Here is a 12,834-nt window from a genome sequence, read left to right as displayed (position 1 = left end):
GGCTCAGCCTGGATCCGTGGATGGGCGCCGTCGCGAGCGGCACTCCAGGGGTGCGGGCGCAAGGCGCGGGCGCGAAGGCATCCTGGTTGGCTGTCGAGCGTCCGCAACGCCGCGAACGCGCCGCTGGAGTGTCGCGTAGTAGGTGGCCATCCACGGATCGAGGCTCAGCAGGAGCGCAGGAAGTCCTCCACGTTGCGGGCCCAGGCGGCCGGGGAGAGCCGCATCGACAGCGCCTTGCTGACCGCCGACATCTCCTCGAGCCGCGCCGGGCCGGCCGTGCTGATGCGGGCCATCCGGTCGGCGAGCGCGACGGCGTCCCCGGTCGGGTAGAGGTAGCCGTTGACGCCGTCCTGGACCATCGTCGGCGCGGCGCCGACCATGTCGGAGGTGATCACCGGCAGGCCGGCCGCGGTGGCCTCGTGCAGCACGACGCCGTAGGGCTCGGCCAGGGACGGGTTCACGTAGGCGCTGCTGCGGTGGAACAGGCCGGCCAGGTCGCGCGGCTGCACGAACCCGTGCCGGACCACGCCGGGCACGCCGTCGAAGTCCGCCTCCAGCGGCCCCACGCCGGCCAGGTGCAGGTCCCACGGCTCTGTCACGGCGGCGCGGTAGCGACGGTAGGCGTCGGCGAGGACGTCGGCGCCCTTGTGGTGCACCATCCGCAGCGCCGCCAGGAAGGCGCCGCGGCCGGCCAGCTCGGCGCCGGGCCACGGGCCGGCGCCGTACAGGTCGGTGTCGGCGCACAGGCTGCCGCGCAGGATCGTGTCCGGCGCGAAGCCCAGGTGGCGGGCGAAGGTCTCGGTCCGCTCGCACGGCACCATCGCGGCGTCGAACATCGGCCGCAGGAACCAGCGCGAGGTCGCCCGGCCGACCCATTGGCGGGGGGTGCCCAGCCAGTTGTTGTCCATCCAGCAGACCCGCAGGCACCGGTCCTGACGGCCCTTGAGCACCTCGCGGTAGGGCGGGATGTGCCAGGAGTGCACGAGGATCGCGTGCGGCGCGAAGTCGTCGACGAGGCGGTTGAGCTCCTCCCCCGTCGGCAGCTCGTGCCACGCGTGCACCCGGGCGACGTCCTCGAGCGGGAACCGCTCGTAGGCGACATTGTCCCGCTTGGCCTGGGTGATCACGAACAGCTCGACCCCGCGCCCGACCAGGGCACGGAACTTCGCATCGAGGTAGCCCGTCAGACCGGTGGCCAGCATGACGACGCGCAGGGGCTCGGCGTCCCTGCGCGCCGCCGCGACGGCGAGCGCCACGTCAGCCGCCCGTGCGCCGCGCGTACAGGACGTGCCGGTCCCGCTCCGTGCGCAGGACGACGTCGACCCGGTCGAAGCCGAGCGAGTTGAGCAGCGCGATCTCGTCGGGGAGCTCGTCGTGGCCCTCGTAGAGCAGCTCGGCGTGCTGGGCGAGGAAGCGCAGCACCCGGTCGCGGTCCGGCAGCCAGTGCACGACGGACAGGGCGGTGACCAGGTCGTAGCCCGACAGCCGCTCCTCCCACTTCTCCGCGCCCATCAGGTCGAGCTGCTCGAAGGTGGAGCCGGTCTGGAAGGCGTCGGCGACGGCGCGCGCCGCGTCGACGATGGTGTGGTCGTGGTCGACGCCGTGGGTCTCGACGGCGCCGTGCATCTTCGCGAAGTTCGAGAGCAGGCCCATGTTGCAGCCCAGCTCGAGCATCCGCTTGCCGGTGAAGTCGACCGAGGCCGCGATGGGGTCCCAGCGCAGCGGCCAGGCGCGCTCACCCGAGAGGTGCCGGCCGCGGTAGCTCAAGGCGTAGTAGGCCAGACCCTGACCGCGCGCGTTGGCGGCGGACTGCTCGGCGAGGTGCCAGGCGTCGCGCAGTCGCGCGACGTCGCGCGGCTCGCCGGGGACCGTGGCCGCGGGCCGGTTCTTGACCAGCTGGTAGCGCAGCCGACGGGCCGCGGTGAGGCTCTTCGGCGCGAGGGAGACCGCCGCGAGCTTCCAGAACGGCGTCGGGCTACCGCCCACCCCCACCCAGTCGCGCAACGCCGCGCGGCGCGGCGACGTGCGGGCCGCGCGGTCGAAGTCGACGAGGCGCACCGCCTCTCCCTCGACCAGGATGTTGTCGGTGCGCAGGTCGCCGTGGGAGATGCCCTGCCGGTGCAGCGCCCGCAGCTCGGGCACCAGCGAGCGCAGCACCCGCATCCGGTCGCCGGTCGTGAACGACGTCTCCTGCTGGTCGAACAGGTGGCTGCTGAAGGTGCTGCCCGGCAGCACCTCCTGCAGCGAGACCTCCCAGCCGTCACGCTGGGTGTAGTCGACCTGGCGACCCAGCGAGCGCAGGAACCCGGCCTCGACCTCCATGCCCGCGTCCGCCGGCCACGCCGGGTCGATCCGGCGGATCTTCGCCAGCCTGTCGGCGGTGCGATAGGTCCGGCTGTCGGTGATGTACCGACTCACCGAGACCAGCTCGGCCCCGTCGCCGAGGACGTCGGCGACGATGGCGCGCCACGCCGCCTCCTCGTCCTGGACGTGCTGGGCGGGGGTCGACTGGGCGACCTCGTCGGGTTCTGCGGGGGCCATGTCCACGTGCCACTTCCTCCTGGGGGTCCGGCGAATCCTAGGAGCTCGCGCCCCTCGGTGTCGCCTCTGCGCGCCGCTCGCGACGCCGTCGCCTACGGGCGAAATCTCTAGGGACAACGTCCGGACGCCGACCAGGTTCCGTCGGGACGCGGATGGCGGCCCGCTGGGCCGCGGCTCGTATCATCGAGCCCCATGAGTCGTCGGCGAGCCGCCTCCGTCAGCCTCGCCCTCCTCGTGGCCGGTGGCCTGCTGGTCGCCTGCGGCGGTCCCGACGAGGAGCCCCGCCACGACGCCGCGGCCAACAAGGGCCGGAGCATCGCGGCCGGTGACCGCTACGTCGCGCTGGGCGACTCGTACACCGCGGCGTACCTCACCGGCGAGACGGACCCGGCGTCCGGGGCCTGCCTGCGCTCGCTGGCGAACTACCCGAGGCTGGTCGCCGAGCGGCTCGACCTCGACCTCGTCGATGCCAGCTGCGGCGGCGCGACCAGTCGCGACGTCCTCTCCCCGCAGGAGAAGGACGGCGGGACGGAGATCCCCGCGCAGATCGGGGCGGTCACCGAGGACACCGACCTGGTCACCCTCAGCGTCGGCGCCAACGACATCGACCTGTACGGCATCGTCATCGGCACCTGCGTCAGCCTCGCCGAGAGCGATCCCGACGGATCGCCGTGCACCGACCTCGCCGAGGGCACCGAGGACAAGGGCGAGCGGAACCTGGCCGCCGTCGGCGACGCGCTCGCCCGGATCGTCCGCACGGTCGCCGCGAAGGCGCCGAGGGCCCGGGTGATCCTCATCGGCTACCCGCAGACCTTCCCGCCGGCGCGGCCCTGCCCGGACCTGCGGATCGCCAAGGGGGACGTCGACTTCGCCTACGGCGCCGCGCGCGAGGTCACCGAGACGCTGCGGACGGCGGCCGACACCATGGGCGTCGAGTACGTCGACGTGTGGTCGGCGACCGACGGACACGACATCTGCGCCGAGGAGCCGTGGATCGCCGGGGCCGAGCCGGAGCGGGGCGACGCCTTCGCCTATCACCCCTTCCCCGAGGAGCAGCAGGCCGTCGCCGACCTCCTCACCGACACGCTGGAGTGAGCCGCGCGCAGCACGCGCAATGCGAGCAATGCGGGCGCGACCCGCGAGGTCGTGCCCTAGGATCCGTCCCGCCGACGAGGCCGTGCCCCACCCGGCGCCCACCCGGCACCCGCCCGGCCCATTCGCGCGAAGGAGCCCCATGCCCGACGTCCAGCAGTGCCCGGCGTGCCGATCCCAGCGGATTCGCAGGATGCCGGCCTCCCGCGCTACCGGCCGCACGATCGTGACCTGCCCGGTCTGCGGGATGTCCGCGCACGGCGAGTTCGACGACGCACCGCCGCAGGTGGTCGACGAGGAGCAGATCACCCCGGAGCTGTACGCCGCATACGTCGCCGCCAAGCGCGACGGCGGCCGGCCGGAGATCTGGCGCGAGATGCTCGGGGCCAGCCTCGACCTGGTCGGGTCGGGACGCGGGACCCGGGTCTTCGACGTCGGCGCCGGCGACGGCGGCTTCCTGCAGCTGGCCCGCGACGAGTTCGGGTGCGAGGTCTTCGGCAACGAGACCTCGGCGGCCGCCGTACGCCTGGCCGAGGAGCGGCACGGCGTCCGGCTCGAGCTCGGCGACATCGGCACCCTCGGGCACCGCGACGAGTTCGACATCGTCACCATGTGGTGCGTGCTGGCCCACGTGCCGAACGGCGACCACCTGCTCGCCGACGCCCTCACGTTGCTCCGCCCGGGCGGCTGTCTGGTGCTGCAGACGCCGCACCGGACCTTCGCCGACAAGGCGGCGCTGGGGGTGGCCAAGGCGACCGACGGCCGGGTCACCAAGGTGTCCGACCGCCGGCTGCCGACCCACCACCGGATCCTGCACACGCCCGCCAGCATGGAGCTGCAGCTCACCCGGCTGGGCTACACCGACGTCGTGGCGACGCCGAAGGCCCGCTACAGCCTCTCCTCGGAGCTCTACCTCTACTTCGCCGGCCTGCGCGGCCGGGCGCTCAAGGCCGGCAGCAAGGTGATGGACCAGTTCGTCGACCGCGGGCTCGCCCCCCGCATCGTCCTCGACGTCACCGCCCGCAAGCCCGTCTGAACCGAGCCCAAGCCGACCGCCGGGGCCGCGCCGCCTGTACGGGCCGACGTAGGTTGTCCGGCATGCATCGCCACGCACGACGTCGAGGCATCCCGACGCGCGGCGGCAGCGCGGCCGTCGTCGTCGCGCTCGCCCTGCTCCTGGCCGGATGCCCGACGGCCCGGCGCGTGCCGGAGGGCAATCCGGACCGGCCGATCGAGGCCGGCGACCGGTACGTCGCACTCGGGGACTCCTACACCGCCGGCTATCTGACCGGCGAGCTCGATCCCGCCTCCGGCGGGTGTCTGCGCTCGCTCGACAACTACCCCCACCGCATCGCCCGCGCGCTCGACCTCGAGCTGACCGACGTCAGCTGCGGCGGCGCCACGACGGAGAACGTCACCGCTGCGCAGCAGCCGTCGCGCGGCGACGCGGTGCCCCCGCAGCTGGACGCGGTCGGCGAGGACACCGCGCTCGTCACCATCGGGCTCGGCGGCAACGACTTCAACGTGTTCGGCGTCCTCGTCGTCAACTGCGTCCTTGCCGGCCAGCAGGACCGGACCGGGTCTCCGTGCGCCGATCTCGTGGCGGAGAACCCGGAGTCCCTGGACAACATCGGCACGATCCGGGACCGGCTCGTCGACGTGGTCACCGCCGTCCGCGACCGGGCCCCCGACGCCCGGATCCTCCTGGTCGGCTATCCGCAGACCTTTCCCGCGACCACGGGCTGCGCGCAGCTCCCGCTCGCGGCGGGCGACGTCCCCTTCGCCTACGACGCCCTCGTCTCGCTCAACAGCGCCGTCTCCTCCGCGGCCCGCAAGAGCGGCGCCGCGTACGTCGACGTGTGGACGGCCAGCGAGGGGCACGACATCTGCTCCGCGGATCCGTGGATCGCCGGGGCCGTCCCGCCCCGACCCGACGGCGCGCCGTACCACCCCTACCCCGAGGAGCAGGAGCTCGTCGCCGGCCTCCTCCTCGACGTCCTCGGGAATTGAGGACGAACGGGACTGAGGTCCCGTGACGTGGACGCCCCTGGGTCGTTGAGATCCGCATGCAGCTGGGGGGCTGAAACGTAAAGGAGTGAGGGAACATGACGGCTCGGCCTGTGGACGTGCTGGTCGCCGGTGGCGGCGGCTTCATCGGAGGACATCTCGCGGCCGACCTGCTGGCGCAGGGCAAGTCCGTGCGGGTGGTCGACGTGAAGCCGCAGGACGAGTGGTACCAGGTCCACGCCGACGCGGAGAACGTCCAGGCCGACCTCTCCCTCCTCGACGCCGCCGAGGCCGCGACCGCCGGCGCGCGCGAGGTCTACATGCTCGCCGCCGACATGGGCGGCATGGGCTTCATCGAGAACAACAAGGCCCTGTGCATGCTGACCGTGCTGACCAGCACCCACATGCTCCAGGCGGCCCAGAAGTACGATGTCGAGCGCTACTTCTACTCCTCCTCGGCCTGCGTCTACGCCGCCGACAAGCAGACGGACACCGCGGTGACCGCGCTGCGGGAGGCCGACGCCTATCCCGCGATGCCGGAGGACGGCTACGGCTGGGAGAAGCTCTTCAGCGAGCGGATGGCCCGCCACTTCGCCGAGGACTTCGGCCTGATCACGCGCACCGCCCGCTACCACAACGTCTACGGTCCGGAGGGCACCTGGACCGGAGGTCGCGAGAAGGCGCCCGCCGCCGTATGCCGCAAGATCGCCGAGGCGGTCATCTCCGGCCGGCACGAGCTGGAGATCTGGGGCGACGGCGAGCAGACCCGCAGCTTCATGTACGTCGACGACTGCGTGCGGGGCTCCCAGATGATCCTGGCGAGCGACCTCCAGGAGCCCATCAACCTCGGCTCGGCCGAGCTGGTCTCGATCAACCAGCTCTACTCGATCGTCGAGGAGATCGCCGGCATCAAGTGCGAGCGGAAGTACGACCTGTCCGCGCCGCAGGGCGTGCGCGGGCGCAACTCCGACAACACGATGATCAACGAGGTCTTCGGCTGGGAGCCGTCGATCACCCTGGCCGACGGTCTCGCGAAGACCTACGCGTGGGTCTACGACCAGGTCAAGCGCGCCCAGGGCTGAGCGCTCCTCCCCGACGTGCGCATCCTCGTCCACGACTACTCCGGGCACCCGTTCCAGGTCGAGCTCAGCCGTGAGCTCGCCCGGCGGGGGCACGCCGTCACCCACTCCTTCTGCCCGGGGTGGGTGTCGGGCAAGGGTCACCTGCGGGCCGAGGCGGGCGAGACGCTGGTCTTCGACCCGGTCGGCCCGACCGATCCGATCGCCAAGGACCGCTTCGCCAAGCGGGTCCTGATCGAGGCGGTCGTCGGCTGGCAGCTGCTGCGCCAGGTGCGCCGCACCCGGGCCCACACGGCGATGCTGTCCAACGCGCAGATCCCGACCCTGGTCGTGTTCGCGCTGGGCATGGCGTTGCTGCGCCGGCCATGGGTGCTGTGGCACCAGGACGTCTACGCCGTCGCGGTGCGGTCCTTCGCCGGCGACAAGCTCGGCGGGCTGTTCCGGTTCGTCGCCACCGCCTTCAGCATCGCCGAGCGCTGGGTCTCGCGCCGCGCGGCGGCGATCGTCGTGATCGCGCCCTCCTTCGTCCCCGTCCACGAGGAGTGGGGCACCGCCGACAAGGTCACCGTGATCCCCAACTGGGCACCGCTCGACGAGATCGTGCCGGTGCCCCGCACCAACAGCTGGGCCAAGGAGCAGGAGCTCGACGACACCGCCACCCTGCTCTACTCCGGCACCCTCGGCCTCAAGCACGACCCGACGCTGCTGGTCGGTCTGGCCCGCCAGGTGATCGACGCGGGCCGACCGGTCCGCCTGGTCGTGGTCAACGAGGGCCCGGCGATCGAGGTGATCCGCGACGAGGCCCGCCGGCTCGACGTACCCGTCACGCTGCTGCCCTTCCAGCCCTACGAGCGGCTGTCCGAGGTGCTCGGCTCCGGCGACGTCCTCGTGGTCCTGCTGGACAAGCAGGCCGGCGCCTTCTCGGTGCCGTCCAAGACCCTGTCCTATCTCTGCGCGGGCCGGCCCGTGCTGGGCATGATGCCGAGCGAGAACCTCGCATCGGCCCTGATCAGCAAGGCCGGCGGGGCGGTGGTCGCCCCCGACGCCCACTCGCTGCCCGAGGCGGCCGCCTGGGTCGCGCGGGTCGTCGCCGACCCCGAGCTCCGCGAGGAGCTGGGCGAGGCGTCGCGGGACCTCGCGGAGCAGGAGTTCGCGCTGGCCGGGTGCGCCGACCGGTTCGAGACCATCCTGCATCAGGCCGGCCGGTGAGCCGTCCGGCCGCGACGGTCCTCCTCGGCCCGAAGACCCGGCTGGGCCGGGCCGTCGCCGACGAGCTCCGTGGATCCCCGCTGCTGGCGATCGCGCGCGACCCGGCCGACGTCGAGGCCGTCGCCGTCGCGACCGGACTCGCCCCGGCCGACGTCGTCGACGCCTCGGGCGACGGCCTCGCCGACCGGGTCCGCGCGCTCCCCGACGGCCCGGTGCGCCTCGTCGTGGCGGCGCTCGGCCCGGTCCACCCGGTGGAGCCCGACTTCGAGGCCGACCTCGCCGCGGTCCGCCGCGACCTCGCCTACGTCGACGACGTGCTCGCCTGCGGCCGGCCGGTCGAGGTGGTCCTCGTCTCCACCGTCATCGCGCTCGCACCGGGCGACGACCGGCGCTACTACGGCGGCTGGAAGTGCCTGCTCGAGGAGCTGCTCCAGCAGCGGGCCGCGCGTCACGGGGCCACGCTCGCCGTGCTCTACCCGGGACGTCTGCGCCCAGGGCGCGGCGGCGCGCCCTGGCACCGCCTGCACGCGTCGTACGACCGGCTCTCGCGCACCGCTCTCGACCCCGACCTGGGCGACGCCCGGCGGACCGTCGGAGCGGACGCGCGAATTTGGCTGGCCGTGAGGAGTATCTCTTTCGCATTTCGCTCGTTGAGTCTCTCATCGGGACGAGGCCGCAGCGCGCTGGGGGGCGCTAGGGACAGCGGGTCGACCGGGAGAGCACGGGAGTAGCGGATGCACATCAAGCGGGTGTTCGACGTGGTCGTGGTCAGCCTGGCTGCGGTGGTGTGGCTGCCGGCGGTGGCCGGTGGCGCGCTGTTGGTCCTGATCACCTCGGGGCGGCCGGTCTTCTACCGGTCCAACCGCCTCGTCGGGAGCGGGGATCCGACCAAGGTCGTGAAGTTCCGGACCATGGTCAAGAACGCCGACCGGCTGGTCAACCGCGACACGGTGCCGGTCACCAGCACCCGCTTCCTCAACATCGCCCCCGACTCCCCCCTCTACACCCGGGCCGGACGCCTCCTCGAGAAGTGCGGGCTGACCGAGATCCCCCAGCTCGTCCACGTCCTGAGCGGCAAGATGAGCATCGTCGGCAACCGGCCGCTGCCGACCAACGTGATGAACGCGCTGCTCGACGAGTACTCCTACGCCGGCGACCGGTTCCTCACCGCGGCGGGCCTCACCGGCCCCGCCCAGCTGGTCGGCCGCGACGCGCTCACGGACTCGGAGCGGCTGCGCATCGAGGGTGCCTACTGCCACGCCGTCATCGACGGCTACCGGCTGCGGCTCGACTTCACGATCCTGCTCCGCACGGTCCTGATCGTCGCCCACCTCAAGCCGTCGCTCAGCTACACCGAGGTCATGGACCTCATCGCGCGCAACAGCGGCTCCCGCTCCGTCGTCGCGCTCGACGAGCACGCCTCGCCGCGGGCCGACAACACCGAGGTCGCCTGAGCCTGTCCGCAGGCTGACCTTCGCGGTCAGTCGGCCAGCAGCCGGTCCAGCGCCTGCTCCACCCGGGCGGGTGCCAGGTCGATGTCGTCCATCACGCCCCGCTGGGGACGACCGGGGCGGGACGCCCGGGGACCGTCGCCGACGACGTACCGGTAGCGGCTCTCGGGGATGTTGCCGACGATCGACCAGTAGCCGCCGTTGAGATAGGTCGGCGCGAACAGCTCGAGCACCCGGACCCCGTCGCGCGCGAACACCAGGTTGGTCAGTGCCGCGCCGTGCGGTGCCACCACGACCCGGGCGGCCGCGAAGTGGTCGATCTGCTCCTGGACGCTCACCGTGCCGGGGTCGAGGACGGCGAAGCCCCGCCGGCGCAGCAGCGCGACCACGGCCTCCTCCTGGACCATCCGACGGGTGTTCGGGGTCGTCCCCCGGGTGACATAGAGACGGTCCGGCAGACCGCTCGCCGCCGCCCTGGGCGGCAGCCGGTCCCGCAGCCAGGCGCTGGTCTCCGGCGAGACCAGCGTGCTCACGTTCGGCAGCGACGGCACCAGCAGCCGCCGGGCCTGCAGCGAGAAGCCGGGGCCCGGCGCGACCAGCCGGTCCTGCTCGAGACCGAGCATCGCGATCAGCTCCCGCTGGTAGCGCGTGGCGGTGTCGACGACCCAGCGATCCGGCCGCAGGCCCGGATGGGCCGCGTCCAGCATCGCCAGCCGCGGAAGGCCGTCGATGAGGAAGTGGTAGTAGTTGTGGCCGGTGCCGCGGGCCGCGAGCACCGCCACGGTGCCGTCCACCCGCGCGGCCGGCCGCGGGCGGGGGTTCCAGAACACCGGGTGCTCGCGCCAGCCGGCGATGTCGAAGTAGTGGCTGGTCTCCAGGTCGAGCACGCCGCCGGTCGTGACGACCGCGGCGTGCCGGCCCTGCAGCCGCCCCTCCGTCAGCTCCAGGACGAAGCGCTCGGGGACCCGCTGCTCCAGCCGGTCCGCGAAGTACCAGTGCGCCGGCGGCTCACCGACGGGCAGGGTGCGCCGCACCGTGAAGGCCTCGCCGACCGACACGATGCGGGTGGTCGCAGGCTCCAGCAGCGCGGTGTCGCGGGACCGCTCGCTGCCGGTGCGCGGCAGGCCGCGCGCCGGTCCGACCGTACGCCGGCCCGCGGCACCCAGCACCCGGGCACCCCAGCGGTGCCCCCGTTTGACGACCGGCCACAGCGGCTGCAGCTGCGACGGCAGGCGGCTCACGGAGCGTCAGGCCGGTCGCGAGAGCCAGATGACCCCCAGGCCGGGGCGCAGGCCGGGGTCGTGGCGGCCGGGCTCGAGCCCGACGGCGGCGAAGAAGGCCAGCAGCTCGTCGAGCGTGTGCCCGTCGACCGGGTGGTACTCCATGACGACCTTGCGCACCTGGGCCCACGACGCCGGCGAGCTGCGCAGCACGATGTCGTACTCGGCGCCCTCGACGTCCATCTTCACGATCTGCACCGAGCGGCCCTCGGCCTCGATCTCGGCGACCGCGCGGTCGAACGACTGGGCGGGCACGGTCACCTCGGTGGCGCCCTGCTCCTTCATCCAGCCCGGCGCGGTGAGGCCGTTGTGGCCGCTGGCCGTGCCGCTGTCGACGAAGGTGAACTCGCCGGGCTCGCCGGCCATGGCCTCGCCGTGGACGGTGATCGTGGCGCCGAGGCCGTTGTCGTCGACGTTGCGGCCGATGTACGAGGCGGAGACCGGCGACGCCTCGTAGACGTGGATCCGGCTCTTCGGCAGCACCTCGGCCAGCGCCAGCGAGAAGCTGCCGATCTGGCCGCCGACGTCGAGCACGGCGGCGTCGGCGTCGACACCGGCGGTGAGCTCCTGCAGGTGGTAGGCGTCGTCGGCGAAGATCTCGTAGAGGGGGAAGCGGGCGCCGTTGACGTTGGGGCAGGTCACGACGTACCCGTTGCGCATCCGGAAGGTCATCTCCTTGCGGCGCAGGCGCGTCCGGTGCGTCCCGAGGTCCCAGAACACCTCCGGGAAGTTGCGGAACAACTGGGGCGTCTGGCGCACACGCTTGGCCAGGTGGGCGCCGCTGCGGACGAGCGTCATCGATCAGCCTTTCGGGGGGCGGCGCCGGCCGGGGCGAGCGCCGTGGGGGGCGTTCCTGACGGTCGTTCCGACAGGAACCAGGGTGTTGTTCGGCGGTACTCCATCACGGCCACGGCACCCAGGGCGAGGGGCAACCAGATGCTGCGGTCGTAGAAGCCCGGCACTGTCGCGCCGAACCCGATGAAGGCCCACGCGACATACAACAGCCGACGATGCGGAACGTCACTGAACAAAGGCCGGGCGAACACGAAAATCACGCAGAGGTACGCCGCGAGGCCGAAGACGCCGATGGCCGCCGCGATCTCGAGGTACATGTTGTGGATCTCGAACAGGTCGATCAGCCCAGTGCCGATGAACGGCTGGGACAGGAACCGTTCGATGCCGCTCTGCTGCCCGAGCTCGCGGGCCTGGTCGGAGAAGCCCGAGCTGCTGCCGCCCACCAACCGGCCCAGCGAGGACGTCTCGCCACTGATGTCGACCAGGATGGGGATCGCGATCACGAACAGCGCCCCGCCGATGGCGTAGAGGAAGCCCATGATCGCCGAGCGCTCGACGACCGGGATCATCAGGATCAGGACGGCGGCGACCACCATCGCCGCCCGGCTGCCGCTGAGGTAGATCGTCGCGCCGCACACGGCCCCGGCGCCGACGATCACGATCCGCACGAGCCAGGTGCGATGGCGGTAGAGCAGGTAGAGCAGCACGCAGAACGTGATCAGGCCGCCCTGCGCGAAGTAGTTGGGATGTGTCGCCAGGCCGCCGTACCGACCCTGGTTGGAGGGGCCGTAGTACATGGCGTAGCCGAAGCTGACCATGTGCCCGAAGACGTAGCACCAGCACAGCAGGTCGAACACGACGTCGCTCGGCCGCCAGATCGCGAAGACCGCCGGCAGCCCGGCCATGACGCCCAGCCACAGGATCATGGTGAGGTAGCTCTTCGCGGGCTCCGGCGAGGCCACCGACGCGATCGAGGACATCACGAACACGACCGTCACGCCGAAGGCGAACAGGCCCGGGACCTCGATCCGCTTGTTGAACAGCGACGGGGCGAGCAGCAGGACGCCGAGCGCCACCAGGCCGTCGGTGGCGGTCACCAGCGAGCTGGCCGAGGGCGCCAGGCCCTTGTACATCGGCGCGGTGGCGAAGGCCGCCATCAGCGTGAAGACCGCCGTGCGCTCGCGTCCGACGAGCGCCAGCATCAGGACGTAGAAGGCCACCGCACCGGCCACGATCAGCGCGATCGTGCCCTGACTGGCCAGCGCGGCCAGCACCACCGCCAGGAGCACCAGGCAGGCCGTGACGGCCATGCTGTCGGCCCGATACCGCCCGGGCGGGCGGGGCTTTCGGGAGGAGGCGAGCACCCGGGGAGTATAGGAG

The 12,834-nt window shown here is 72.3% G+C and carries 12 protein-coding genes; 7 read left to right on the top strand and 5 right to left on the bottom strand.

The window, feature by feature from the left end; translation table 11 throughout:
• Positions 1–164: 164 nt before the first annotated feature.
• The gene (locus QJ852_04465) at positions 165–1,256 is read right to left on the bottom strand and encodes a glycosyltransferase family 4 protein (GenBank protein ID WGX97691.1); all 1,092 of its coding nucleotides are present in this window, start codon (positions 1,254–1,256) and stop codon (positions 165–167) included.
• A 1-nt stretch (position 1,257) separates the two neighbouring features.
• Complete coding sequence (locus QJ852_04460) at positions 1,258–2,541, bottom strand: methyltransferase (GenBank protein WGX99529.1); 1,284 nt, start codon at positions 2,539–2,541, stop codon at positions 1,258–1,260.
• 192 nt (positions 2,542–2,733) lie between these two features.
• Between QJ852_04460 and QJ852_04455 the strand changes: the two genes are divergently transcribed.
• The 7 genes from QJ852_04455 (at position 2,734) to QJ852_04425 (ending at position 9,382) form a co-directional block, all read left to right on the top strand.
• Positions 2,734–3,636: an SGNH/GDSL hydrolase family protein gene (locus tag QJ852_04455; GenBank protein WGX97690.1), complete on the top strand. Its 903-nt coding sequence runs from the start codon at positions 2,734–2,736 to the stop codon at positions 3,634–3,636.
• Between the two features lie 190 nt (positions 3,637–3,826).
• Positions 3,827–4,669, top strand: a complete 843-nt coding sequence (locus QJ852_04450) for a methyltransferase domain-containing protein (GenBank protein ID WGX97689.1) — start codon at positions 3,827–3,829, stop codon at positions 4,667–4,669.
• 62 nt (positions 4,670–4,731) lie between these two features.
• Positions 4,732–5,643 (top strand): SGNH/GDSL hydrolase family protein, encoded by a 912-nt coding sequence (locus tag QJ852_04445; GenBank protein WGX97688.1) that lies wholly within the window; start codon positions 4,732–4,734, stop codon positions 5,641–5,643.
• 95 nt (positions 5,644–5,738) lie between these two features.
• Entirely contained in the window at positions 5,739–6,722 is a 984-nt protein-coding gene (locus QJ852_04440; protein ID WGX97687.1) for an NAD-dependent epimerase/dehydratase family protein, read from the top strand.
• A gap of 15 nt (positions 6,723–6,737) precedes the next feature.
• The gene (locus tag QJ852_04435) at positions 6,738–7,928 is read left to right on the top strand and encodes a glycosyltransferase family 4 protein (protein WGX97686.1); all 1,191 of its coding nucleotides are present in this window, start codon (positions 6,738–6,740) and stop codon (positions 7,926–7,928) included.
• The gene (locus tag QJ852_04430; GenBank protein ID WGX97685.1) at positions 7,925–8,659 is read left to right on the top strand and encodes a hypothetical protein; all 735 of its coding nucleotides are present in this window, start codon (positions 7,925–7,927) and stop codon (positions 8,657–8,659) included. The genes QJ852_04435 and QJ852_04430 overlap by 4 nt, the downstream gene beginning before the upstream one ends.
• Before the next feature lie 3 nt (positions 8,660–8,662).
• Positions 8,663–9,382, top strand: coding sequence for a sugar transferase (locus QJ852_04425; protein ID WGX97684.1), 720 nt, complete (start codon positions 8,663–8,665; stop codon positions 9,380–9,382).
• 26 nt (positions 9,383–9,408) lie between these two features.
• On the opposite strand, the gene QJ852_04420 is transcribed toward QJ852_04425, so the two are convergent.
• From QJ852_04420 to QJ852_04410, 3 genes are read right to left on the bottom strand one after another with little or no spacing between them, the layout of a single operon-like run.
• A complete protein-coding gene (locus tag QJ852_04420; protein WGX97683.1) occupies positions 9,409–10,620 on the bottom strand; it encodes a glycosyltransferase 61 family protein in 1,212 nt (403 codons plus the stop codon).
• Positions 10,621–10,626: 6 nt separating this feature from the next.
• A complete protein-coding gene (locus tag QJ852_04415) occupies positions 10,627–11,457 on the bottom strand; it encodes an FkbM family methyltransferase (GenBank protein WGX97682.1) in 831 nt (276 codons plus the stop codon).
• Positions 11,454–12,818: an O-antigen ligase family protein gene (locus QJ852_04410; GenBank protein WGX97681.1), complete on the bottom strand. Its 1,365-nt coding sequence runs from the start codon at positions 12,816–12,818 to the stop codon at positions 11,454–11,456. Before QJ852_04410 ends, QJ852_04415 begins: the two co-directional genes overlap by 4 nt.
• Between the last annotated feature and the right edge of the window lie 16 nt (positions 12,819–12,834).

This window comes from Nocardioides sp. L-11A, assembly GCA_029961745.1.
Taxonomy (GTDB): domain Bacteria; phylum Actinomycetota; class Actinomycetes; order Propionibacteriales; family Nocardioidaceae; genus Nocardioides.
The sequence above is the reverse complement of the archived record's forward strand: the minus strand, read 5'-3'. Positions and strand labels throughout refer to the sequence as shown.

Coding starts and splice junctions, on each gene's coding strand:
- QJ852_04440 (WGX97687.1), top strand. CDS start 5,739: ATGACGGCTCGGCCTGTGGACGTGCTGGTCGCCGGTGGCGGCGGCTTC.
- QJ852_04445 (WGX97688.1), top strand. CDS start 4,732: ATGCATCGCCACGCACGACGTCGAGGCATCCCGACGCGCGGCGGCAGC.
- QJ852_04415 (WGX97682.1), bottom strand. CDS start 11,457: ATGACGCTCGTCCGCAGCGGCGCCCACCTGGCCAAGCGTGTGCGCCAG.
- QJ852_04455 (WGX97690.1), top strand. CDS start 2,734: ATGAGTCGTCGGCGAGCCGCCTCCGTCAGCCTCGCCCTCCTCGTGGCC.
- QJ852_04450 (WGX97689.1), top strand. CDS start 3,827: ATGCCGGCCTCCCGCGCTACCGGCCGCACGATCGTGACCTGCCCGGTC.
- QJ852_04460 (WGX99529.1), bottom strand. CDS start 2,541: ATGGCCCCCGCAGAACCCGACGAGGTCGCCCAGTCGACCCCCGCCCAG.
- QJ852_04425 (WGX97684.1), top strand. CDS start 8,663: ATGCACATCAAGCGGGTGTTCGACGTGGTCGTGGTCAGCCTGGCTGCG.